Below are 22,491 nucleotides of genomic sequence, written 5' to 3' on the forward strand. Positions count from 1 at the left end.
TCCGGCGGCAGCGCGAGCTGCGGCCTGCTGGGGCGGTGCGGCAGCGTGAGCGGGCACGCGGAGTCCTCCCGGGCGCCCTCGACGGTGTCCATCTCCCAGGCCGCGGCGCACGCGTCCTCCCCGAGGGCGAGGAACGCGGCATATGACCTGCGGGCGGAGTGGCACGTGGCCGCCCGGCCGGCGGCGCGCTTCCTCGGCCTGTAGCCGACCTTTCGCCTGAGCTCCATGTTCGTCATGCCGTCGTAGTCCGCCGAGACCCAGCGGTAGATGGTCGAGGGCGACAGGTCCACCGGCCCGCCGTTGCGCGCCGCCATCTGCTCGGGCGACAGCCCCCGGCGCAGGCAGTCCCCGATGGCCTCCAGCCTCGCCGCGCCTGGGCTTGGGCGCCGTGATGAACCCGTGCGACGACACCTCGGCGCCCACCGTCGAGGGCGACCTGCCCAGCTCCCTCGCGATCTCCCTGCACGAGGCCCCGCGCACCAGCATCCTCTGGACCGTGTCCCGCTCGTGCCCGGTGAGCCTGCCGTAGGCCCTCGGGACCGCCTTCGCGGCGCCCTTCCCGCTCTTTCCGGACATGACGTCCTCCGATCTCCCGGGGCCGGCCGATCCGGCCCTCAGGGTATCGGATTCCCACATTCATCCGTACATGTACGGATGAATGTGGGAGGTGTTCGGATGAAGTTGATATTCAAGGCTTTACTCATTTCGACTAAATCTGTGCAAAGTTGGAACTCACTCTGTGATTTGGCTTGTTATAATATCTGCCACACAACTTTTGCCTCAGGCGTTGTTCTTGTATATATGGGGGCGTGGCGGAATTGGCATACGCAGCGGACTTAAAATCCGCCGACCTTGGTCTTGTGGGTTCGAGTCCCACCGCCCCTACCATATTAAGACGTAGGTTATGATACAATCGCCTGTGTCTTTATTTTTGCCTGAACTCAAGGCTTTGGGGACTTCTGTTTAACACGATGAGTGTGCAGGGGTCCTCTTTTTTATCTAATATTCTCAGCCTCCAAATTTTTTAATACAGGGGTGTGCACTGGCACACGATTAACAGGTACTGACACATGATAGCCTGTCATACTGGCACATGGTTCATCATCTAATTAGAGTGAGCTAATCAATTCTTGTTATGATAAACATACTGGAAAGTGAGGTGTGTCATGGGCACTAAGTATGGTTATATTCGAGTCTCCTCCGCTGATCAGAATATAGAACGGCAGGAAGATGCTCTAAGGAGAGTGGGTATATTAGAAAACAATTTATTTATTGACAAGCAAAGCGGTAAGGATTTTTCAAGACCAGCTTATCAAAGGCTGGTTAATAAATGCTTGGAAGGCGATGTCATCTTTATTGATTCAATAGACCGTCTAGGTAGAAATTATCAAGAAATCCTTGGCGAGTGGAGGATTCTTACCAAAGAAAAACAGGTTGATATTGTCGTGTTGGATATGCCCATTCTCGATACTAGAAGTACCTTAGCCAAAGAAGATCTTACGAAAACCTTTGTTGCTGATCTGGTGCTGCAAATTCTATCCTATGTGGCTGAAAAAGAGCGACAAGATATCAGAAGAAGGCAAGTTCAGGGCATTGCTGCTGCAAAAGCACGTGGTGTGAAGTTTGGTAATCCTGGTATTCCTATCCCGGAAAATTTTACCGAGGTTGTTTCATCTTGGCGTAGCAAAAAAATAACGCTCAACGAAGCGTTATCAATATTGGGCGTCAGTCGTAGTTATTTTTATGATAAAGTTAAAAAACTCTGCTTATAAACAGAAATATCCGTCAAAGTACACTTTGACGGACTAGTTAGGTTAACGAATCATTCTTGGACTTAACGAGGTCGGCGCAGGTAAACAAAGAAGAATAGTGCCCGTTACCAGGAGTTAACGTAATTTAATGGTTTATTTTAGATAAGAAATATGCTACAAATAAAGAACAAATATGAAACTGAGAGACTCTTCCGACAGGATGGGTTCAAGTTGGGTATGAAAAGAAAGCGGAAAGGAACAAATTTAGTTTGCAGTCTTGTTTGCTAAGGTGTACTTTGACGGAGGAGTCATTATGAAAAAATATATGGGGTTAGTTGCAATACTCCTTGTTGCTCTGCTAATCATACCAGGAAATTTAGCCTTTGCTAATCAATTTGGAGAAACTACTAATGCGGAGTCTAATTCACAAGAAGAGATTGATGTGGATGAGGTTCTGCCGTCTCCGCTAATTCCAGAAGACTCTATCCTTGCCGATAATCCTGATCATTTGTTGGTGCCTGATGACTCGCCTTACGGCGGCGAGATCGATTACAACGTTTGGCCTTTAAGCGAATTTGGTCTTTTAGCACCTATGATGCTCAGGAGCTCGACTCGAGCAAATGATCCTCCAGTGATAGGAACAGATCATCCTACAACTCCAGGTGAGGTGATGCTTTTCAAAGAAGCAAAACCAGTAGCGGGAAAGGTTAATACTTGGGAAGTTAAGCTGAGAATCGAAGGAAAAAACAAGCCAACCACAAGTGATATCGTTCTGGTGATTGATACCTCCGGCAGCATGAAAGATAGCAACAGAATGGAGGCAGCAAAAGCAGCAGCAAATCAGTTCATCGACAGCTTGCTTCCATCTGATAATACTAGGATAGGTATTGTAGCCTTTGCGTCTGAAGTTTCTGTGGAGAGCAATCTAACCAATAACAGTATAACTCTGAAAGATGCTGTTAATGGACTTTATGCCAATGGCGGTACATTTACCCAAGCCGGTGTCAAACAGGCAGAAGCCATGCTCAGTAGTTCTGATGCAGTTAATAAACATATTGTCCTACTTTCCGATGGTGTACCAACCTATTCTTACCAACTTAATAATCCAGACAACTATCTGATTCCTTATGGGGATAACTATCAAACCAGTACAGAGGCACCATCATCATCCTATTTGTCTGATAGAGTAGGTACAGGAAATAGCATGCATTGGAAATATGGGCAAGGAGGACCTTGGTGGAATCGTTATAAAAAATACTATAATCACGGCAATAGTGCTATAGCAGAGGCTGGTTTTGCAAAAACTGCTGGCGATAGAGTATGGACAATCGCCTTAGAGGTAGACAGTACAGGTCAATCAGTTCTCAGTAGCATGGCTTCCCCCGGCAGCTACTACACCGCTGATCCTGCAAGTTTGAGCACCATATTTACAGAAATCTCCGGACAAATAGGAGCTGCAGCTAAGGGTGTGGCAGTGAATGATCCTATGGGAATGGGTTTTGAAATCCCTTTAGGCGAGATTACAAACATCACGGCTACACAAGGAACGCCGACCTATGAGAATAATAAGGTCATCTGGAATCCAGGGACATTAACTCAGCCAATCAGTGAAGGCAGCGATATCAATTATGCTGAATTAACCTATACCATAGAAATGACCAATGATATTTTAAATCAAACGCCTGATACAAATGGCGAGTACCCCACGAATGGTGATGCACAGATTTCATATACAGATGCCGACGGAAATCAACAGACTGGATCTTTCCCTACCCCCAAGGTTAATCCTGTTTTATATAAGGTGGTCAAAATCCTTCAAGACAAAGATGGCAATGAAATCACAGCAGATCGTAATTTTAGCATTCAGGTAAAAGGCCCTGGGAATGACGGCAACAATACGATTCGTAAATTTACCCTCAATACCAGCAGTCAAAATAGCACAAAACTTTTAACTGATTTACGGTATGCGAGCACCTATACCTTTGAAGAGACCGGTGATTTGTCAGACTATGACACAACCTACTACATCAACGGTGGAGAGACTTCGGACTTGTCATTTCATATCGATGATAACAACACAGAAGACGTAGAAATAAAGGTTATTAACAAAGAAAAGTCGGGCACGCTGGTCATCACAAAAGTTCTTGATCAGTCGGTTATCCCCTCGCCAGCAAAATCGCCATCTACACGCGGCGAGACAAATCCTGTTTCCTTCTCCTTTACGGTTACGGGACCAGATGGCTACTCTCAAAACTTTACGCTCCCGAACAATGGCTCGTGGACACAGACACTTGAAGGTCTTGCAAAAGGTAGCTATAAAGTAACGGAAACAACGACCGGTTATACAACCACGATGCAGGTTAATAATGACGCACCGATTGCAGGCAATACCGTTAACGTAAATATTGACATCGGCAGCCTTTCACAATCAGTGAAAGTTGTTAATAAACAGACTGAAAACATGTCGGTCACAGCCACTAAAACTTGGGAAGGTGGTCCAACTGAAAAGCCGGATATCTGGTTCCAGCTAATTCGTGTCAATCCCGATGACACCGAGACCAAGATTGGTAATCCTAAAAAAGTAGAAGGCAGCAGCGTCACTTGGGATCAAGCAGATCAAGGTCTTGCTGAGTTATTACTCCGCTATGACGCAAACGGTCAGGAATATTCCTATAAAGTTCAGGAGGTTGATGCTGCTGGCAATGACTTTACGCCGGAAAACTATACCAAAGTTGAAACTGGCTTGAATGTAACGAATACCTATAGTAAAAAAGCCTCCGTCCAGGTGACCAAGGCCTGGGCAGACGAAAACAATCAGGACGGTGTGAGACCGGAATCCGTCAAGATTAAGCTTCTAGCCAATGGCAAAGACACAGGCAAGACCTTAGTCTTGACGGCCACAAACAACTGGACCGGTACGTTCGCTGACCTCGATGAGTACGCTAACGGTGAGCAGATCGCCTACACCGTGAAAGAAGTCGCCATTGGCAACGGCTACGTTACGGTAATTAGTGGAGATCAAAGAACCGGATATAAGGTTACAAATGTCCGTACTCCAAATCCCCCAGATCATCCTTCTACTCCTACTGAACCAAGTGAACCTAAGATGCCTACCACTCTTCCACGCACTGGTGAATCAGGAAGTATTTATGGATGGTTAGAGATGTTCTTGCTAAGCTTGGGATTGTTCTTGATCATGATTAAGCGGGAGTTTCAACTGAGGAAAAAGCACGATTAAACTCATCTAGTTGATAAGAATGACCCAGGAAATAAGAAAGTTTCTTTCTTGTTTCCTGGGTTGTTTTGTCATTGGAAGTAGGTAAGGCTAATTTGGAGAATAAGGTTTAGTGAATATATGAAATAGATAACATTTTATGTTACGTAAGGCAGGTGATCATCATGACAAGAAATGCATCCTTTAATGAGTTAATTTCCAAATTGTACGATGATGAGATTATGGCTGCCTTATCGCACTATCTGGAAGAGTCTCCCCTTCACGCAGAACTAGATTTTTATGATGACGTAGAACAGGTTGAACTCTACGAATATCGTATTAAATTTTCCTCAATTGAAAACCTTCCTGGAGCAGCGATAAAGTTTGATTTAGTTTTAGAAGCTGAGCTCCTGATATCTAGCGAAGCAAATCGCTATGATGAGGAAACCATGTGCGAGCAATGGTTTACCCTTAGATGCACTGCTGATATTCAAGATGGACTTCATGGTTTTCAGATTCATGCGATTGAGGTTTATACAGGAAAACGAAAACAAAATAATCCACTGTCGGATAGTCTTGTGCCGATCTTTTGGAAAGAAGAGCTGGATGACCGCGCCGAGGAGTTTCTGTCAGAGTTTTATCCAGAGGCGCTTGAACAGCCTCTGGCACTGGATATTCCTACGATTACCGAAAAATTAGGCATAACTGTCAGGGGCCTAGGTCAGGAGTTCTTGCACACACCTTTACAGAATTTATGTTCAATCGTGTGATTGTATTAGGAGTGCAGTCTTATGCCAGTCTAAAGCACACTCTAAAAGAAAAAACCGCCCGGAGGCGGTAAGCAGTGCAAAAATGGTGCCCCCAACGAGACTCGAACTCGTGTCGCCGCCTTGAAAGGGCGGTGTCCTAACCGCTAGACGATGGGGACGCGGTCAAAGAGTATACCATGCACGTCGCTGTACTGGTAGTACAGGAATGAAAGATTTCTTGGAGAAAGAAAAACTCGGCGGAAAACGCTTAAATCCCGGTTGCTGCATTTCGATCGAGTCGTAAACTCATCCAAAAGAAAAACTCCATGTCCGAGCGTTAGTGCTTGTGTAGATGCTTACCAGTCAAAACCGTTTTACTAGCTGAGATAGACACTGCGCTCCCCGTATGCGCGTGCAGATACTTACCAGTCAAAACCGTTTTGTTCGGCCCAATTGCGAGCGGCAGAGTTTATCTGTGGGATTTCTTCTGCCCAAGGCACCAAATCTGGTGTATCTACAATGATGGGATCTGCTTCGTGTGCGGCTAGTGTTGCTTCCGAAAAGCTGCAGGCAGGAAGTTCGGGGCGGTCGGGAATGTAGGTATCTACTAGCACAGGCCGCAGTAGTGCGTAAGCGCCGCCCTCAACGAGGTTTGAGTAACCAAGCAAAGCACGTTTTGCCGCGGAAATTCGATCGAGCTTAAAGAGCAAAATCACGCGGGCAAGATGTGACCATGAATCGCCATGGCGGCCATAGTGAACATCAAGCTCATCAAAAGCCTCTTCATTTTCAAGGCGGGCTAGGGTTAAAGCGCAGGTATGGCGTGCGCCGAGCATATCGCTTGGTGCCATATCAAGTAATTGTCTACAGGCGTCTTCAGCCATACTGTAGCGCGCGGTGTCAAAAAGCGCACGACTAAGGGCCGATTGAACCCTTAGCATGCCATGAGTAAACACGTCGTCCCAGACATCCTCGTTATCATCATGAGTTCCGAGAAGTGGTTCGGACTCTATGTTATGCGCTAGATTCTGGCGCAATGTGATGAGCTTTTCGATGAGATCATCACCCTGTAAGTCTTGGGCAAGCAGCTTGCACAAAGAGGCATCTGCGCAGTTTTCATCGATGGCGAGTGCACGATCACAATCGGAGATAAGGCGATTGAGCCTACGGCTGCGTGCAGCAAAGAAAGCATTATCTGCATCGATAAAATCAGCGTTCTCAGCAGATTTTTCATAGCGTTCAAGAGCATCGATCAATAATGAAAATGCTTCATCGCGGGGATCATCTATAAAACTTTTGGGCTTTGCTTGGACGGCACGTAGCAGCTCTTCAAATCCACTTTTTGAGAGGTTTCCAAGCTTGGCACTGCGTCTTTGAGCAAGACGAGCAATCAGTTCTTCATGGGTTTTCACTGCACACCTCCTTTGGGTTTACGGGAACTGTCATTACCCTCGCCAGAATCGTTCTTATTGGAGTTGCCCTGATTATTGGCAAGATCGCTCAGTAGGCGGAAGCGCTCCTCTGCCTGCTGCTGAGCTTGGGCAATTTCTGTCGCCTCACGGGAAGGAGCCATTTCAGTGGCTGTTTCGGCTAGCCACAAACCAAAGGGTCCGCGTGCGCCCTGTTCACGTCCTTCTTGCAGAAGTACGGTTGCTTCGGATAGTGCCACAATAAGTTCGTCCTCACTGCAAGGAGCTACTGGTAGTCGTGCAAATACACCATCGGGCAATTCGTGCTGACGAATAAAGGTTGCTGCTGCATGCGGATAGGTAGTTATGACATGTTGAAGTTCCGATTTTGCTGTTTCAAAGTCGAACTGCTTGTATGCGAGTGCCATTCGACCAATGGAAAGCCAAGCGTTAGGCCCGCCACCATTGCGTGGAGTGGCGGCAAAACTTTGTTCAAGCGCAGCAAATCCATTGGAATCCTCGAGTTTTGCAAAAGCGATAGCTGCAGTGCAGCGCACATCTCCCATATCGAGCGGGTCGGCTTCTAGTGATTTGGCACAAAGCCTTAGTGCCTCACGATTGCGCCCACAGATGACCGCTTGTGATGTCATTGTCGCTAGCCAGCGGAAATATGGCCTCATTGTCAGATGTTCTGCAAGTTCGTGCAAAGGTTTGGGCAAATCGTCTCCGGCGTGTACGCGCTGCTTGTGGCATTGCTCGCGCACCTGAGCTTCTCCGGCATCAAGCCACTGGTAAAAGGCGTCAAATCCTGGCTGTTCGGATGCGGCAATCATGCGGTGGGCATCAGCGTTGTGCGGATCCAGTGACACTGCTTCGGCAAGCAACCCGTGTGCTCGGTCGATAATCTCGCGTGCACGTTGTTCTTCCGAAAAAGGGAGTTGACGGTCAATCAAAGTTGCTGCACGCGCCACAAGATTGAATGCGCGGTCATTGTCAGTTTGGGGAATAGCATCCCGCGATTGCACAAACTGCTTGTCAAAGTCGTCATACGCTTGTTGTACTTCTGTAGGAGTTGCAGAATTGAGTGTTTGTGCCAAACGCAGTTTTAATCTCTGGTAGTCTTCGGCATGGGCATCAAATGACATTTCCGCCCCCTCAGATGCAAATTCTAGTCAACATGTCTACTATCCTTTGTACATTTATATAAATCAAGAAGTATTCGGTAGACAAGCATATTATTCTGTAACCGAGCAAAATTATGCAATGATTCTGAAAATATCAGAGACAAGCTAGACTGTGAGTAATTGCGGACTTATGGGTTTCCGCAAAACAATCCGTAGCAAAATTGATATGGATTGCAAGTATATTTGCCGCGTTGCATGCGGCCTGGAGGAGAGGAACAACAATGGGTAGGTTTACGAATCCCCGCGACCTTTACTTTGGCGAGGGCGCTCGCCACGAGGTCAAGAACTTCAAGGGTTCCAAGGCAATGATCGTCTCTGGCGGTAGCTCCATGCGTCGTGGCGGCTTTCTGCAGGACATCGAGGCCGACCTCAAAGAGGCTGGCTTTGAGGTTGCTTTCTTTGAGGGCGTTGAGTCTGACCCTTCCGTCGAGACCGTGATGAAGGGCGCTGCGGCTATGTCCGAGTTCAGCCCCGACTGGATCATCGCTGTTGGTGGCGGCAGCCCCATTGATGCTGCAAAGGCAATGTGGATCAAGTATGAGTATCCCGAGTGCACCTTTGAGGATATGTGCAAGGTCTTTGGCCTGCCTACCCTGCGCACCAAGGCTCACTTCTGCGCAATCAGCTCCACCTCTGGTACCGCGACCGAGGTCACCGCATTCTCGATCATTACCGATTACCAGAAGGGCATCAAGTATCCTATCGCTGACTTCGAGATTACCCCCGACGTCGCAATTGTTGACCCTGAGCTCACCTACACCATGCCTGCAAAGCTTTGCGCACACACCGGTATGGATGCTCTGACCCACTGCATTGAGGCCTACGTTTCCACCGTTGCTTCTTGCTACACCGACGGCAACGCTCTGCACGGTATCCGCGAGATCACCAGCTGGCTGCCTGTCTCTTACAAGGGCGATAAGGAGGCACGTCAGCACATGCACGATGCTCAGTGCATCGCTGGTATTGCATTCTCCTCTGGTCTGCTTGGCATTGTTCACTCCATGGCTCACAAGACAGGCGCCGCTTTCTCTGGTGGACACATCATCCATGGTTGCGCAAACGCTATGTACCTCGGCAAGGTCATCCAGTTCAACGCCAAGGACGAGCGTGCTGCTGAGCGTTATGCATTTGTGGCAAAGGAGATTCTGCACCTCGAGGGTGAGACCAACGAAGAGCTCGTTGCTGCTCTCGTGCAGTACATCCGCGACCTGAACGACAAGCTCGACATTCCTCAGGCCATCAAGAACTACGGCCAGGGTGGCGTCAAGGCTGAGACCTCCATCATCGACGAGAAGGAGTTCCTTGAGAAGCTCCCCGAGGTTGCCAAGAACGCAATCGCCGACGCTTGCACCGGCTCCAACCCCCGCCAGCCGTCCCAGGAGGAGATGGAGCAGCTCCTCAAGTGTGTCTACTACGACCTGCCCGTGGAGTTCTAAGCCACTTGTCATGTTGTGTGACGCGCGAAACTTCGCGTAATTACGCCAGCCGTGTCCTTTGTGGGTGCGGCTGGTTTTTTGTTGCGGTGGCGGGCGCTGCAGCGTGGTTGTCGTAGTGGCGCTGCGATGCAGCTGGCTGCTGCGTCAAGCGGTGCAAAGCGTAGCTTTGTAGCCAACATTGCGATGTGAGAAAGAGGAACCTTTTGTGGCAGTCCGTGCGGTAACTCTTACAACAACTTTTTCAGCCACTTTACGGCAAGTGTTTCAGTGCTGAGTCTGAAGCTAAAAAGCAGAGCGTTGCACTCGCTAGTCTTTTAGCTCTCCATCTGCAATTGCAGCTTCAAGAGCAAAGCGGTCAATCAACGATGGAATTACTCCATGACGCATTACACTGAGTCCCGCTGCATAATTTGCAATACGGACAGCCTTATCAAGGGAATATCCATAGAGTAAATATGAGGCCAGCGCACTAATGAACGCATCTCCTGCTCCCGCATCATCAACCGCAGCTCTCTCTTGTGTTGTATATAACTTGCCAGAATTGCTCGTCCTTACATAGCATCCGTGAGCACCAAGCGTGACAATGACAGTACCTACTCCTGCAGCAACCAACTTTGCAGCTTTTTCATCCACGCTACCTGCGTCAGGTATCAGTTCACCTAACTCCCCTTCATCGGGGACAAGATAATTGACAAGGCCAAGTAGATTTTTGGGTAGTGGCCCACACGCAGAAGGTTTGAGTATTGTAAGAAGACCGCGCTCTCTGGCTTCGAGACAAGCGGCTTCAACGGCGTCAAGTGGTACCTCTGTCTGCACAAGACAACATGCCGCATCATCAAAAAGCGCTGCGCGTTTGTGAACCTCTTCGGCTGTTAGCGTGGCGTTGGCCCCCGAGACAATCGTAATCATCGACCTGCCTTTAGAGTCCAAGAAAATAAAAGATTTGCCAGTTTCTTGATTTTCAACGCGTCTTACGCCCGAGTCATTGATGCCCCAGCGCTCAAACTCATGAAAGAAAAGATTTGCATCATAATCCGTTCCAACATTGCCAATCATGGCAACACGATGTCCAAGCTTAGTAACGCCTACTGCTTCATTAGCGCCTTTACCACCAAGGTAGGATCGAGGAGCATGTGAACTCATGGTGACACCGTTGCTGGGCAACTCGGACATTCGGAGATAGTTATCCATATGAAGACTACCTACGACAACTACATTTTTGGTTCCTGCTGATGGGGGTACTGCAACGGTTGACTCGTTGTCAAGATGAAAACCTTGAACGAAAGAGGGAGGCGCTTCCGTACCTTCAATAGAAGAAATGAGCTGCCTACCAATATGGGCACCGAAATCTGAGTTATTGATTGTGTAGGTCGATATATTAGTTGCTTTCAAATGTACTTTGGAAGCAGAGGTATCGTTTTTTAGGGATACCAGAGAAACATCAGCGGGAATCCTGAAGTGAAGAGTCTCCATAAGATTAGAAAATTCAACAGCGCGATGGTAGTGAGATGACACTACTGCCGTGAGATCTCTCTTGGTGATTGCCATTGCAGATTTTGCGCCTAACTCATCAAAGACCAGATCTTTTCGGTAGGGAATACCATGATCAAATAGGCAGCTACGATAGCCAGCAAGAAAGTCTTCGGTTCTCCTTCCATGCGCGTAAAGACAACCAATATTAGTGTGGCCTAAGTGGATAAGCTTTTCTGTCATGCGGTAGGAAGCCTCAAAATAAGGCTGTAGTAAAGAGTTATCTCCTCCAAATATGCCTGTAGTGATAATCGGAACTCCAAGTTGTTTAAGACGGGGGAGTTGATTAATACTTTCTTCAGTGGTTGGCTCCCAGATGATGCCAGCACATCCTGCCTGTCGTATTGCCTCAATATTCGCTTCCTCTTGTGCTGGATCAAAGAAGCTATCAAAGACAATTGGAGCAAAACCACGTTCCTGAACTGCCCGAATAATTCCATCAAGGGTTGAGTCTGATGCAACTGGCGCTCGGAGTAATACGGCAATTTGCCAATCAGTGCGAGGGGAGCTGGTGGAACCATATGGGGAGTAATGATATCGCCTAACCGTGTCTAGCACACGCTCGCGTGTTCGATCACTAATCCTGTCATCCTTATGGTTAATCACTTTTGAAACTGTTGCAGGTGAGACACCTGCAAGTTCAGCAATGCCCTTGATGTCCATCCGCACGTCATCTCCCAAAAACTCTGTATAGCAATAATACCGTAACGAAAAACTTTCTCCCATACTCCTTTCAGGTTGCTGGTGACAAATGGGGTATGAATGACAATTACCGACGAAAATCGACCATTTACGGACCAATGGACGAATTCATATCAGCAGAGGCCTACTCTCAAAATGGGAAAACAAATAGAGAAAACATTCTCACTGAAACGATAAATTTTCCCGTAGCCCGATAGTTGTATCCGGTTAGGTATCAGCAAGTGAAAGGAAGACTTATGGCAGCTGGAAAGAAGATGGGCTTCTTTGAGGGCATAAAGGCTCAATTCTCTACAAAATCCCTCGTGTTAATCCCCATTGCTGTGGGAATTAACCTTGTTGGTGGCACCCTGTGCTCTGTGCTTAAACTGCCCCTTTTCTTGGATATGATCGGAACAGTCATTGTTGCAAGCCTAAGTGGTCCATGGGTTGCTGCACTTACAGGTTTCCTCACCAATGTCTTCCTTTCTCTCATTGCCAATCCTGTATACCTTCCGTACTCCGTAGTTAGTATTCTTTGTGGTTTGACTGTTGGCTATATGGTTAAGGCTGGCATGCTCAAGACCAAGTGGGGATTTGTGCTGATTTGGATTGCGCTCACACTCGTCAATGCAATTTCTGCTTCCATGATTACCACGTTCCTCTTTGGCGGTGCAACTGGTGCGACCGGCACTTCTGTTATGACCGCTGGCCTAGTTGTTGCGCTTGGGGACATTCTTGCAGCTGCATTTACCTCCTCAATCATTGAGAATTTCGTCGATAAAGGTATTGCCTTGTTTATTGCTTACTTCGTTGTTAAGAAGATTCCTCGTCGTTTCATCAGCCAGTACGCCTCTGATGCAGTTGACGATGCTGAGGATGATGTAATCGAGTAAGCACTAAAAGATTATGGGGAGTTCATTGCGTCTTGGGCGGATGAACTCCCTTTTTGTTTGGAGATAGATAGAAAAGAGGTGCCCGCTATGGTTGGCGCTAATGATAAGCACATTCTCGAAACGCCAGTCGGACGCATGAATCCGATTACCAAGGCAGGTGTTGCGCTGTTTGTAGGGCTAACAGCCTTGATTCTTCCGATTTCTTGGCTTGGCTTTGTCTTTACTGCCTTGTATTTCATCGCTGCTGCAAAGGGCAATATTTTGAAGCCTTTTGCGAAGATTATTTTTTCGTTTGGTATCCCTATCACACTCATGCTGCTTTTTATTCAGGGTTTTTATAGCCCCCTCAATAAGACTTTTATCCTCGATTGCGGGTTTGCGAAACTTGGGCTCGAGGGCGTGTTGAATATGCTGCATATTGTTGGCACTCTTCTTACGTTTCTTGCGGGCCTTTATATTTTGAACCAAACAACCTATATCGGAAGACTGGTTGCCGCTCTGAACGATATTGGTATGTCACCCAAAGCTGGCTATTTAACACTTGCGACCCTAAATGTTGTGCCGCAGATGCAACGTCGTATGCACGGTATCCAAGAAGCGCAAAGTGCTCGCGGATTAAGCACTGGAGGATCTGCCCTAGAGCGTTTCAAGGCATTTATTCCGCTGCTAGGACCAGTCGTTCTTTCTTCTTTGACAGATGCCCAGGAACGTGGAATGACGCTTGAAACGCATGGATTTGGTTTAAAGGAAAACAAGCACACCAGCCTCGTTACTAACACAAATACGCCTACAGATAAGGCAATTCTCTATGGAGCAGCGGTTTTGTTTGTTGTGGCGGTTGTGCTGACAGTGCTCAATGGCGTTGGAATCATAGCGATTGGTTAGGTAAATATGGCAGAGGAAGTGATTCGCGTCGAAGACTTTTCGTTCAAGTATCGCCAGACAAAAAAGTATGCACTTAAGCATCTTGATTTTGCAATTAAAAAAGGTGAGTTTGTCTGTGTTATCGGTCAGAACGGGTCAGGGAAGTCGACGCTTGCAAGTGCGTTGGTAGGGCTTGTTCCGCAGTATTTTGTAGGCAATTTGCACGGACGCATCCTTATTGAGGGGCATGATACACAGCACACCTCAATCTCTGAACTTTCAACAATGATTGGTCTTGTATTCCAGAACCCCTTCAACCAGCTTTCATACACTGCTGGCACCGTGGCAGAGGAGCTTGCATATGGACTTTGCAATCACGGAGTGCCTCGTGAGGAGATGGTTGAGCGTGTCGATCGAATCGCAAGGATAATGCGCATTGATCACATTATTGATAAGAATCCGCTGGAACTTTCCGGTGGGCAGGTACAGCGTGTTGCGCTCGGATCTTCCCTCATTATGGAACCCGAAATAGTGGTCTTAGATGAGTGTACTACCCAGCTTGATCCCATGGGTAGCGAGGAGATTTTTGACATTGTCAAGAATCTCAATGCGGATGGCATGACAGTGGTCATGGCAGACCATGATATGGAAAGGGTGGCACGTTGTGCCGATTGCGTAATCGTACTCGATCGCGGTGAGATTGTTGCACAAGGAAGTCCTAATGAGGTCTTTTCTCAGCCTGATCTTCGTGAACATGGTGTAGAGCCCCCTGATTTCCTCAAAATCGCACTTGCACTGAAAGAAGCAGGCGTAAAGGTTGATCGTCTACCGGTAACTGAAGAGCCGACTATTGAATTGGTAAAGGAGGCGATTCACTCATGAAAATAGAGATCCAAAATCTTGAGCATACCTACCCTACGGGTGAAAAGGCGCTCGATGGGGTTTCTTTTACCTTGGACAACAATGAGCGTGTGGCAATCATTGGACAAAATGGGGCGGGTAAAACAACTATTGTTAAGCACTTTAACGGGATTTTGCGCCCGACGGCAGGCAAAGTTCTACTTGATGGCGTTGATATTGAGGCCAAGAGCACACCAGAATGGTCTGCTCGCGTGGGTTATGTCTATCAAAATCCCGATGACCAGCTCTTTCTGGATAGCGTAAGAGACGAGTTTCAGTTTGGTGCCAAGCAGATCGGGATGCAAACTGGACGCATTGAACAGCTTTTGGTAGAAGTGGCTGAACTTGTTGGTCTCTCTGACAAACTGGATGTAAATCCATTTGACCTTACACAGACTGAAAAGAAGTTCTGTGCGATTGGCTCGATTGTCATGATGGACCCTGAAGTTCTCATTTTTGACGAACCAACGATGGGCCAGGATGTGGTGGGCAACGATCGTCTTGCTCATATCATTGATGTTCTTCACGACCAGGGAAAAATGTGCGTGACTATTTCCCATGATATGAAATTCGTTGTCCGTTGTTTTGATCGTGTCATTGTGATGTGTCATGGACACAAACTTCTTGATGGGCCAACACGCGAAGTATTTAGTCAGGTCGATACATTAAAAGAATCTTTTGTTGTTCCCCCTCCCATTACACGCATTGGACAAGCTTTGGGCTTTGAAAAGACTGTGCTGACGCTTGATGAACTGGTAGAAGAGTTCAGTAAGGAAAGGGCAAAGTAACATGGCCGATGTAAAAATTCAGATCTACGGCATTCGTACTGTTGGCGATGCAAATATGGTCATTAATGCTGGTTGTCATCACATTGGTGTCTCATATGGCAAGATAAAAAGAACCCCAGGACAACTGACTTGTGAAGCTGCAAAAACGATTTTTGAGGGTGTTGTCCCCGAGGCGGTAAAAGTGGGACTTACTGTTGCCACTGATTTGGATGAGATCAGCGAAAATCTTAATGAAATTGAGCCTGAGGTCTTCCATCTTTCTGGTGATATTGACGGCATTAGTCCCGATCAGGTTGCTGAGCTGCGCCACCGTTTTCCAAAGCTAAAGATTATGCAAGCAATTCCTGTTCTTGCAGGGGTGCCACTGAAAGATCAAAAGGTACTTGAATATGTGCGAGATTATGAGGCAGTTGCAGACTACTTTTTAATTGATACCAAAGCGCCTTCTGCAGGAGATATTGGAGCCACAGGCTTAACGCATGATCAGACCATCGACAAAGCAATTGTTGAATCCACCGATGTTCCATGCATCATTGCTGGCGGATTGACTCCAGAAAATGTGGCAGAAGCTATTCATGTTGCGCATCCATATGGCGTCGATTCATTCAGTTGGACAAACTATACCGATGGAAGGACAAACCCTGACGGCGGTTGCAAGGATCCCGCAAAGATAGAAGCATTTGTCCAGGCGGTTCGTAATGCCTAAGCATGGTGAAGTCATCGTCATTGGTGATGCGAATGTGGACATCATTGTGCATTATCCGAGCTTCAAAAATGAAGCCCGTACGCTAGTCGAGTTTCGCAATCCTGTGATGGTTGGTGGTGGCACTGCATCGAATACGGCTCACGCCTTGGGTGTATTAGGGGTTCACTGTGCATTTGTGGGTACCGTTGGAGATGATTCATATGGCCGTTTTGCTCTAGCGGATTTAGCAGAAGCGGGCGTAGATGTTTCGCTGCTTTCGGTTCGTGGTGACCTCAATACAGTTGGTGTGTTTGCTTTTGTGGATGAGCGAGGAGAGCGGTATCTATGGGGCTGGCCTCGAGAAAACCAGTCATTCAAGGTGATCGATGAATCCGAGGAACTCTTTAGGCGTGCTCGCAATGCGGCATGGGTCCACTCTTCAGGAATGTCGCTTGTATATGATACGAGTGCTCGCTCCACAATTATTAAAGTATTCAGGGAAGCATACGCTGCTGGCGTTCCTACGTCGTTTGATCTCAATCTACGTGTGGACGATGGTGTGCTTGATCCCGACTATGCAGCTGCCTTGCAGGAAATATTGCCATTCGTGACACATTTATTAGGGTCTGGACCTGATGAATACGCCTATCTTGGGGATGGGTCTTGGAAAGATAATGCCCGCGCCCTTTCCAATCAAAAAAGAATAGTTATCGCTCGTGATGGAAGTCGTGGGTGCATAGCCTTTACGGATACCCAATGCCTAGAGCTTCCCGCCTTTAAGGTGACGGTTGAAGATACGGTCGGGGCAGGGGATGACTACAACGCAGGCTATATCTACGCCATGCTTTCCGACCATTCGCTCGCAGAAGCTTTGCGGTATGGCAACGCTGTTTCAGGTTTTGCTGTGGCACACAAAGGCGCTCGCACTACGCCAAATGCGAGGGAGCTTGAGGAATTTGTTAAAACTCATTCAGCTATATAAAAGAAGGAGATTCTCATGGATAAAAAGAAAGTTATTCTTGATTGTGACCCAGGACATGATGATGCATTTGCCATTATGCTTGCAGTTCAGCACCTTGACGTGCTGGGAATCACCACCATTGGAGGAAATAGCCCGCTTGCAAATGTTACACGCAACGCGCTCGTAGTACTTGAGATGATTGACGCTGCAGATAAAATTGGTGTATACCCTGGTCATTCATGTCCCATGGTTGTGCCTCTTGTTACAGCGCCCAACTTCCATGGAGAAAGCGGTTTGGACGGTCCTGTTGTTGAGGAACCCGTTCACAAGGCTCAGAAAAAGCATGCGGTTGACTTTATAGTTGATACGGTTATGTCAACTGACGATGTTACGCTTATTGCTACTGGTCCTTTAACAAATATTGCATCAGCAATCAATCGAGAGCCGCGTATTGTAGAGAGGGTCAAAGAGATTTGCATAATGGGTGGCTCGGTGACTTTTGGTAACTGGACTTCAGCATCAGAATTTAATATTTTTGTTGATCCAGAAGCGGCTGCTCGAGTTTTTGAAAGTGGCGTTCATGTAAAAATGACAGGCCTCAATCTTACACGTCAATGTGGTTTTACGCCCGAAACAGTGAAGCGTTTCCGTTTCATAGGGACAAAGACAGCGGCGTTTGCTGCGGACTTAACGGACTTCTTTATTGGTTCGAACCTGCGTGAGAACGAGCCTGCACTTGCATGCATGCATGATGCCTGTGCTGTTGCTTGGGAGATAGAACCCTCTTTAATTAAAGCTGCGCCTATGCATATCGATATCGAGCTCAATGGTAAATATACCCGCGGTATGACGGTTTGTGATTACCGACATCTAAGAGGTGTCAATCCTGCTGTTGATCTCGAACGTGATGCTCAGATGGCGTTTCGTGGTGAAGAACCCAATGCGGAAGCTGCGCTCGAACTCGACTATAACGCTTATCTCGAGTTAGTCTGCTCCACCTTGGCAAATTACCAATAAGCATATTTAGAAAGTAAGATACATGAACTACGGGCTCGTGCTGTGGGACTTTGATGGAACACTGGCAGATACAAGCAAGGATGTATGGGTCTCTCTGCGATATGCAGCTACACGTTGCAACTCTACTTTTGCTGCAAGCTTTGAAGTGGATGATGCCAACCTAGCCCTAGCAGTGTCGGAAATTTTTTTGCATCTTGATCCACAGCCACCGTTTTTTCTGTGCGAGCGCTTCGAAAGGGATGTGAGCGACCACTATAGATGCCTTAATGATTTTGAACATACAAACCTTTATCCAGGTGTGGAAGAACTGATTGATTCGCTACGTCAGTTGGGCGTCAAGCAAGTGGTAATCACAAACAAACCTCTTCCTGCACTTAAACGAATCCTCATGAAGAAGGGGTGGGCAAGACTGTTTGATGGCTTTAGCAGTACAGATGAAGGAAATGGGATTGTACACTCCAAAGCAGAATTAATTCAGTCTGTTATGGATGACTGGTCTGGCTTAAAGCCAGTTTATGTTGGTGATAGTTGGAGTGATATCGCTGCAGCTCACGAATGTGAGATTGACTGTATCGGGGTCACTTATGGTGATGGGGATGTTAATAAACTCAGACAGCAAGCGCCCACCTTTTTAGCAGATGACATTAAGCAGATTGAGAGTCATTTGATAGGAGGGAAAAATGATTGCTGATTTCAGCATATGTATAGGTACGAAGTTTATTTTTGGGCATAATGCGACGGATAAACTTGGAGATGAATTTGCAGTTCTAGGTGTACATAAAGTGCTTGTGCATCATGACAGTGGCAGCTATCTAGAAGATAGTAATTTACTAAATACTGTCAGAGCCAGTCTCTCGCATGCAGGAATTAGTTGGGTCGAACTTGGTGGCGTACAGCCTAATCCTCGGCTAAATCTTGTAAGAGAAGGGGTGAAGATTGGAAAGTCTGAACACGTAGACGCGGTAGTAGCTATTGGCGGCGGGAGTGTTATTGACTCTGCTAAAGCCATTGCTATAGGCGTACCTACAGAACATGATGTTTGGGATTTTTTTACGGGTAAATATATTCCCAGTACGACCCTTCCTGTGGCAAGTGTACTTACAAATCCTGCTTCTGGTAGTGAATCTAGCCAAGTCACAGTAATTAATAATTCAGATGAGCAACTTAAGCTTACATTGAGCTTGCCCATTATTCGTCCCGCACTTGCATTTATGGATCCGTCACTTACTGTGTCATTGCCTTGGTTTGCAACGTGTTGCGGAATAGTGGATATGTTTTCGCACATCTGTGAACGCTACTTCACACCTACCAGTGATTTTGGGGTGATAGATTGCATGGCAGAGGCTGTCCTTCGTTCTATCATCAGTAATGCTGCTCGGCTTGCAGACAACCCAAGTGATTACGATGTACGCGCAGAGCTGATGTGGACTGCAACCATAGCGCAGAATAATGCGCTCGGTGTTGGGCGCGACCAAGACTGGTCATGTCATGTTCTTGGAAACGAACTGAGTGCAATCTATGATACGCCACACGGTGCTTCGCTCTCTGTAATTATGGGTGCATGGATGCGTGAGGCGTGGCCATATAACCCTGTACGTTTTGCTCGCTTTGCTCGCGAAGTTTTCTTAGTTGATGAAGATGATGATCAAGATGCAGCATTGGCTGGTATTAAGGCAGTTGAATCGTTCTTTCATAAACTGACGATGCCTACCAGTTTTGCTGAAGCCAATATTCCCTCTAACGATATTGAGCGTCTGCTTGATAACATTTCTTTCTTTGGTTCTGACCAAGCTATTGGGTCAATTGCTCGTCTTAATCGTACTGATTGTCGCCATATTTTCTATAGGGCTGCCGGCTTATTGACGGAGTAGGAGTGTATTATGGCAATTCTTAACTTTGGCTCTCTTAATATTGATTACACCTATGCAGTAGATCATTTCGTTACTGCAGGAGAAACTCTTGCTTCGACTAATCTCGTCGTGAACGCAGGAGGAAAAGGCCTCAATCAATCGCTTGCGCTTGCTAAAGCAGGGGCACCAGTGAAACATGCTGGCATGGTGGGGGAAGACGGCAGATTTTTAGTAGAACTTCTTCAAGATGAAGGAGTTAACACGGAGCTGTTACACATTAGCGACACGGTCCGTTCAGGCAACGCTATCATTCAGACAGATCCGTCGGGTGAGAATTGTATCTTGCTTTATGGTGGGGCGAATCAAGCAATTGAAGAAACATATGTTGATGAAGTTTTTTCCCATATGGAACAAGGGGATTGGATCCTTCTGCAAAATGAGATTAGCTGTCTCGATTACATCATTAGTTCCGCTATTCGCAATGGACTGAGACTCATTCTGAATCCTTCCCCCGTAACTCCCGAACTCCTTAGGTATGATCTTTCAGGCGTTGACTTGCTTGTTCTCAATGAAATTGAGGCGGCTGCTATTGCGGAGGTCGATTCTGACTTAGATCCAGCGGCTCTTGCGCAAGCGGTGAGGAAGCGCTTGCCTCACCCAACGGTGGTTCTCACGTTAGGGCGTAGAGGGTCAATATATTTGGGTGACGATATTGAAGCTCACCAAGATGCCTTTACGGTGGATGCAGTTGATACTACAGGCGCAGGGGATACATTCACTGGATATCTTCTAGCAGGCTTAATGCGAGGCGACACACCTGCTCAGTCAATGCGAAATGCCGCCGCAGCATCTGCAATTGCAGTTACAAGACACGGCGCTGCCCCCTCAATACCCAATCGTGCTGAAGTTGAAGAATTTTTGAGGAAAGTTGCGCAATAGCATGACAGAAGCAACAAGAACTAAGCCCAGTGGAATTCCTGTCCCTAAAGAAGGGACAGCTGAATTTGAAGAAAAATACAAGATGGCACGGGTTGCAATACCACTGGTGCTTTGCATGTACACGCTTGGTGTGTTTATGCAGCAGGCTGTTGGAATGGTGTATGTCAACATAGGCGACCAGTTGGGCCAGCCCAGCTTAGCTTCTCTCATCACATCAATTCCAGGCATCGTGCTTGGCATCACAAGCATCGTATACGGTGCTCTCGGAGATTTTGTATCACTAAAGAAAATGATGGTGCTTGGTACCATTGCATTTGTTATAGGGTCAGCATGCGGATGCGTTGAATTTTTTGGAATATGGGGAGTTATTGTTGGACGAGCGCTGCAAACAGCGGGTTGGCAGGCTTCAGGGACGGTTTTTCTCATCCTTGTTTCTAAATATACCAAGGAACATGAACGTGTTGCATGGTACGGCATCTTCGTTGCGGTTTTCCGCTTTTCTGCGGCTGCAGGAGTATTTTTAGCTGGCTATCTTACTTTGATTAATTGGCGCATCTTGCTGACAATCGGAATGGTTGAGGTTCTTGCTATCCCTCTTTTATTACGCAACCTGCCTGATGAGCATCTTGGTGGATATCGCATTGATGTTATTGGCTTTGTACTTGTAGGACTGATGGCTGGTGCCATCACAATGTTCTTTACAAGTTGGACTGTTGTCCTTGGCGCGCTGGCTCTTTTTACAACAATTATTTTTATTATTTATATCTCGCGTGCGAAGGAACCATTCGTATCTCCCAAGATGCTTACAAGTGCTCCGTTTGTTCTCATAAATCTGGTTACTTTTGTCGGGTATCTTTTCAGTTACACCATTACGCCTGGAGTAAACGGAATTGGCCTTGCGGTTTTTGGCGTTAATTCAGCTGTGGTTTCCAATAACCTTGTGTGGTCAATATTGCTTGCCGCTGTTATGGGTTTTGTCGCGGGTCCTATTATTAACTGGATGGGTCGAGATAAATCTATTTTGTTTGCCCTTGCATGTATGGTGATCGGACTGATTGCTGTTGCGTTTGCTATTCCTTATGGACAGACTTGGGCTCTTGCGGTAGCGCCATGCGTTTACTACTTTGGAACTTCTTTTTTCTATCAACCAGTAGTTGATACTGCCGCACTAACAGTGGAACCAGAAGAATCTGGTCGTGCGCTGGGATTTAACGGAATGATTCAAGCGATTTCGGGGTCGATAGGCGTTGCTTTTCTTGGACGTCTTATTGCAAGCAATGCGATGTCCAATGGAAGCCTATTTGGCGTTGCAAAAGGACCTGCATCTACATATGCAAACGTATTTATTATTGGTGCTGCATTAGTTTTTTCTGCTTTGCTAATTTTTTTGCTTGCAAAGAAGACTATCTATAGAGAGCAACGTAATAAATGATGAGGCATATTAAGGCATTGCTTGGATGGAGCTTTCCTTAGGTGTCAGCCGTATCCGTTGGGGGGTGGCTGGTTTTTGTTGCGTGGTGAGTGATGCAGTGCGGTTGTCGTAGTGGCGCTGCGACGCAGGTGGCTGCTGTAGCGAGTGGTGCGACGCTGCTGTAGCCAACACGGCGACGCAGATGGTTGTTGCGGCGGCGTGGGGAAAA

Annotated in this window: 18 protein-coding genes, 2 tRNA genes and 2 pseudogenes; 16 read left to right on the plus strand and 6 right to left on the minus strand. The window is 47.1% G+C overall.

What is annotated here, in order from left to right; translation table 11 throughout:
* Positions 1 to 314 (minus strand): annotated as a pseudogene (locus tag HMPREF9069_RS09490) (hypothetical protein); the annotation flags it as partial.
* A 106-nt stretch (positions 315 to 420) separates the two neighbouring features.
* Positions 421 to 636 (minus strand): annotated as a pseudogene (locus HMPREF9069_RS09740) (helix-turn-helix domain-containing protein); the annotation flags it as partial.
* Positions 637 to 803: 167 nt separating this feature from the next.
* Here HMPREF9069_RS09740 and HMPREF9069_RS00010 point away from each other — a divergent pair.
* The 4 genes from HMPREF9069_RS00010 to HMPREF9069_RS00025 all read left to right on the plus strand — a co-directional run bounded on the left by HMPREF9069_RS00010 (position 804) and on the right by HMPREF9069_RS00025 (position 5,735).
* Positions 804 to 888, plus strand: a tRNA-Leu gene (locus HMPREF9069_RS00010).
* A 278-nt stretch (positions 889 to 1,166) separates the two neighbouring features.
* Complete coding sequence (locus HMPREF9069_RS00015; protein ID WP_021625006.1) at positions 1,167 to 1,772, plus strand: recombinase family protein; 606 nt, start codon at positions 1,167 to 1,169, stop codon at positions 1,770 to 1,772.
* A gap of 292 nt (positions 1,773 to 2,064) precedes the next feature.
* A complete protein-coding gene (locus HMPREF9069_RS08700; RefSeq protein WP_051317733.1) occupies positions 2,065 to 4,989 on the plus strand; it encodes a Cna B-type domain-containing protein in 2,925 nt (974 codons plus the stop codon).
* 161 nt (positions 4,990 to 5,150) lie between these two features.
* A complete protein-coding gene (locus HMPREF9069_RS00025) occupies positions 5,151 to 5,735 on the plus strand; it encodes a hypothetical protein (protein ID WP_021625008.1) in 585 nt (194 codons plus the stop codon).
* Between the two features lie 83 nt (positions 5,736 to 5,818).
* On the opposite strand, the gene HMPREF9069_RS00030 is transcribed toward HMPREF9069_RS00025, so the two are convergent.
* The 3 genes from HMPREF9069_RS00030 to HMPREF9069_RS00040 all read right to left on the minus strand — a co-directional run bounded on the left by HMPREF9069_RS00030 (position 5,819) and on the right by HMPREF9069_RS00040 (position 8,268).
* Positions 5,819 to 5,893 (minus strand) — tRNA-Glu (locus tag HMPREF9069_RS00030).
* Positions 5,894 to 6,136: 243 nt separating this feature from the next.
* Positions 6,137 to 7,126: a hypothetical protein gene (locus HMPREF9069_RS00035; protein WP_021625009.1), complete on the minus strand. Its 990-nt coding sequence runs from the start codon at positions 7,124 to 7,126 to the stop codon at positions 6,137 to 6,139.
* Positions 7,123 to 8,268, minus strand: a complete 1,146-nt coding sequence (locus tag HMPREF9069_RS00040) for a hypothetical protein (RefSeq protein WP_021625010.1) — start codon at positions 8,266 to 8,268, stop codon at positions 7,123 to 7,125. Before HMPREF9069_RS00040 ends, HMPREF9069_RS00035 begins: the two co-directional genes overlap by 4 nt.
* A 260-nt stretch (positions 8,269 to 8,528) precedes the next feature.
* On the opposite strand from HMPREF9069_RS00040, the gene HMPREF9069_RS00045 reads away from it, so the two are divergent.
* Positions 8,529 to 9,743 carry an iron-containing alcohol dehydrogenase gene (locus tag HMPREF9069_RS00045; protein ID WP_021625011.1) on the plus strand — a complete coding sequence of 405 codons (1,215 nt, stop codon included), beginning with the start codon at positions 8,529 to 8,531 and terminating at the stop codon, positions 9,741 to 9,743.
* Between the two features lie 306 nt (positions 9,744 to 10,049).
* On the opposite strand, the gene HMPREF9069_RS00050 is transcribed toward HMPREF9069_RS00045, so the two are convergent.
* Positions 10,050 to 11,936 carry a PfkB family carbohydrate kinase gene (locus HMPREF9069_RS00050; protein WP_021625013.1) on the minus strand — a complete coding sequence of 629 codons (1,887 nt, stop codon included), beginning with the start codon at positions 11,934 to 11,936 and terminating at the stop codon, positions 10,050 to 10,052.
* 275 nt (positions 11,937 to 12,211) lie between these two features.
* Here HMPREF9069_RS00050 and HMPREF9069_RS00055 point away from each other — a divergent pair, with 275 nt between their 5' ends.
* The 11 genes from HMPREF9069_RS00055 to HMPREF9069_RS00105 all read left to right on the plus strand — a co-directional run bounded on the left by HMPREF9069_RS00055 (position 12,212) and on the right by HMPREF9069_RS00105 (position 22,283).
* Complete coding sequence (locus HMPREF9069_RS00055; RefSeq protein WP_021625014.1) at positions 12,212 to 12,847, plus strand: ECF transporter S component; 636 nt, start codon at positions 12,212 to 12,214, stop codon at positions 12,845 to 12,847.
* Positions 12,848 to 12,934: 87 nt separating this feature from the next.
* Complete coding sequence (locus HMPREF9069_RS00060) at positions 12,935 to 13,732, plus strand: energy-coupling factor transporter transmembrane component T (RefSeq protein ID WP_035437783.1); 798 nt, start codon at positions 12,935 to 12,937, stop codon at positions 13,730 to 13,732.
* A gap of 6 nt (positions 13,733 to 13,738) precedes the next feature.
* The gene (locus HMPREF9069_RS00065; protein WP_021625016.1) at positions 13,739 to 14,593 is read left to right on the plus strand and encodes an energy-coupling factor ABC transporter ATP-binding protein; all 855 of its coding nucleotides are present in this window, start codon (positions 13,739 to 13,741) and stop codon (positions 14,591 to 14,593) included.
* Complete coding sequence (locus tag HMPREF9069_RS00070) at positions 14,590 to 15,399, plus strand: energy-coupling factor ABC transporter ATP-binding protein (RefSeq protein WP_021625017.1); 810 nt, start codon at positions 14,590 to 14,592, stop codon at positions 15,397 to 15,399. The genes HMPREF9069_RS00065 and HMPREF9069_RS00070 overlap by 4 nt, the downstream gene beginning before the upstream one ends.
* A 1-nt stretch (position 15,400) precedes the next feature.
* A complete protein-coding gene (locus tag HMPREF9069_RS00075) occupies positions 15,401 to 16,105 on the plus strand; it encodes a phosphoribosylanthranilate isomerase (protein WP_021625018.1) in 705 nt (234 codons plus the stop codon).
* Positions 16,098 to 17,066: a carbohydrate kinase family protein gene (locus tag HMPREF9069_RS00080; RefSeq protein ID WP_021625019.1), complete on the plus strand. Its 969-nt coding sequence runs from the start codon at positions 16,098 to 16,100 to the stop codon at positions 17,064 to 17,066. The genes HMPREF9069_RS00075 and HMPREF9069_RS00080 overlap by 8 nt, the downstream gene beginning before the upstream one ends.
* A gap of 15 nt (positions 17,067 to 17,081) precedes the next feature.
* Positions 17,082 to 18,062, plus strand: a complete 981-nt coding sequence (locus HMPREF9069_RS00085) for a nucleoside hydrolase (protein WP_021625020.1) — start codon at positions 17,082 to 17,084, stop codon at positions 18,060 to 18,062.
* A 22-nt stretch (positions 18,063 to 18,084) separates the two neighbouring features.
* Positions 18,085 to 18,753 (plus strand): HAD family hydrolase, encoded by a 669-nt coding sequence (locus HMPREF9069_RS00090; RefSeq protein ID WP_021625021.1) that lies wholly within the window; start codon positions 18,085 to 18,087, stop codon positions 18,751 to 18,753.
* The gene (locus HMPREF9069_RS00095) at positions 18,743 to 19,933 is read left to right on the plus strand and encodes an iron-containing alcohol dehydrogenase (protein ID WP_021625022.1); all 1,191 of its coding nucleotides are present in this window, start codon (positions 18,743 to 18,745) and stop codon (positions 19,931 to 19,933) included. The genes HMPREF9069_RS00090 and HMPREF9069_RS00095 overlap by 11 nt, the downstream gene beginning before the upstream one ends.
* 9 nt (positions 19,934 to 19,942) lie before the next feature.
* On the plus strand, positions 19,943 to 20,851 hold the full coding sequence (locus HMPREF9069_RS00100) for a ribokinase (RefSeq protein WP_021625023.1): 909 nt from the start codon (positions 19,943 to 19,945) through the stop codon (positions 20,849 to 20,851).
* 1 nt (position 20,852) lies between these two features.
* Positions 20,853 to 22,283: an MFS transporter gene (locus HMPREF9069_RS00105; protein ID WP_021625024.1), complete on the plus strand. Its 1,431-nt coding sequence runs from the start codon at positions 20,853 to 20,855 to the stop codon at positions 22,281 to 22,283.
* Positions 22,284 to 22,491: the final 208 nt, after the last annotated feature.

Source organism: Atopobium sp. oral taxon 810 str. F0209, assembly GCF_000466405.1.
Lineage (GTDB): Bacteria > Actinomycetota > Coriobacteriia > Coriobacteriales > Atopobiaceae > Olegusella.

What these genes read in the sequence shown, in the direction of transcription:
- HMPREF9069_RS00015 (WP_021625006.1), top strand. Translation starts at nt 1,167, where the DNA reads ATGGGCACTAAGTATGGTTATATTCGAGTCTCCTCCGCTGATCAGAAT.
- HMPREF9069_RS08700 (WP_051317733.1), top strand. Translation starts at nt 2,065, where the DNA reads ATGAAAAAATATATGGGGTTAGTTGCAATACTCCTTGTTGCTCTGCTA.
- HMPREF9069_RS00025 (WP_021625008.1), top strand. Translation starts at nt 5,151, where the DNA reads ATGACAAGAAATGCATCCTTTAATGAGTTAATTTCCAAATTGTACGAT.
- HMPREF9069_RS00040 (WP_021625010.1), bottom strand. Translation starts at nt 8,268, where the DNA reads ATGTCATTTGATGCCCATGCCGAAGACTACCAGAGATTAAAACTGCGT.
- HMPREF9069_RS00045 (WP_021625011.1), top strand. Translation starts at nt 8,529, where the DNA reads ATGGGTAGGTTTACGAATCCCCGCGACCTTTACTTTGGCGAGGGCGCT.
- HMPREF9069_RS00050 (WP_021625013.1), bottom strand. Translation starts at nt 11,936, where the DNA reads ATGGACATCAAGGGCATTGCTGAACTTGCAGGTGTCTCACCTGCAACA.
- HMPREF9069_RS00055 (WP_021625014.1), top strand. Translation starts at nt 12,212, where the DNA reads ATGGCAGCTGGAAAGAAGATGGGCTTCTTTGAGGGCATAAAGGCTCAA.
- HMPREF9069_RS00060 (WP_035437783.1), top strand. Translation starts at nt 12,935, where the DNA reads ATGGTTGGCGCTAATGATAAGCACATTCTCGAAACGCCAGTCGGACGC.
- HMPREF9069_RS00065 (WP_021625016.1), top strand. Translation starts at nt 13,739, where the DNA reads ATGGCAGAGGAAGTGATTCGCGTCGAAGACTTTTCGTTCAAGTATCGC.
- HMPREF9069_RS00070 (WP_021625017.1), top strand. Translation starts at nt 14,590, where the DNA reads ATGAAAATAGAGATCCAAAATCTTGAGCATACCTACCCTACGGGTGAA.
- HMPREF9069_RS00075 (WP_021625018.1), top strand. Translation starts at nt 15,401, where the DNA reads ATGGCCGATGTAAAAATTCAGATCTACGGCATTCGTACTGTTGGCGAT.
- HMPREF9069_RS00080 (WP_021625019.1), top strand. Translation starts at nt 16,098, where the DNA reads ATGCCTAAGCATGGTGAAGTCATCGTCATTGGTGATGCGAATGTGGAC.
- HMPREF9069_RS00085 (WP_021625020.1), top strand. Translation starts at nt 17,082, where the DNA reads ATGGATAAAAAGAAAGTTATTCTTGATTGTGACCCAGGACATGATGAT.
- HMPREF9069_RS00090 (WP_021625021.1), top strand. Translation starts at nt 18,085, where the DNA reads ATGAACTACGGGCTCGTGCTGTGGGACTTTGATGGAACACTGGCAGAT.
- HMPREF9069_RS00095 (WP_021625022.1), top strand. Translation starts at nt 18,743, where the DNA reads ATGATTGCTGATTTCAGCATATGTATAGGTACGAAGTTTATTTTTGGG.
- HMPREF9069_RS00100 (WP_021625023.1), top strand. Translation starts at nt 19,943, where the DNA reads ATGGCAATTCTTAACTTTGGCTCTCTTAATATTGATTACACCTATGCA.
- HMPREF9069_RS00105 (WP_021625024.1), top strand. Translation starts at nt 20,853, where the DNA reads ATGACAGAAGCAACAAGAACTAAGCCCAGTGGAATTCCTGTCCCTAAA.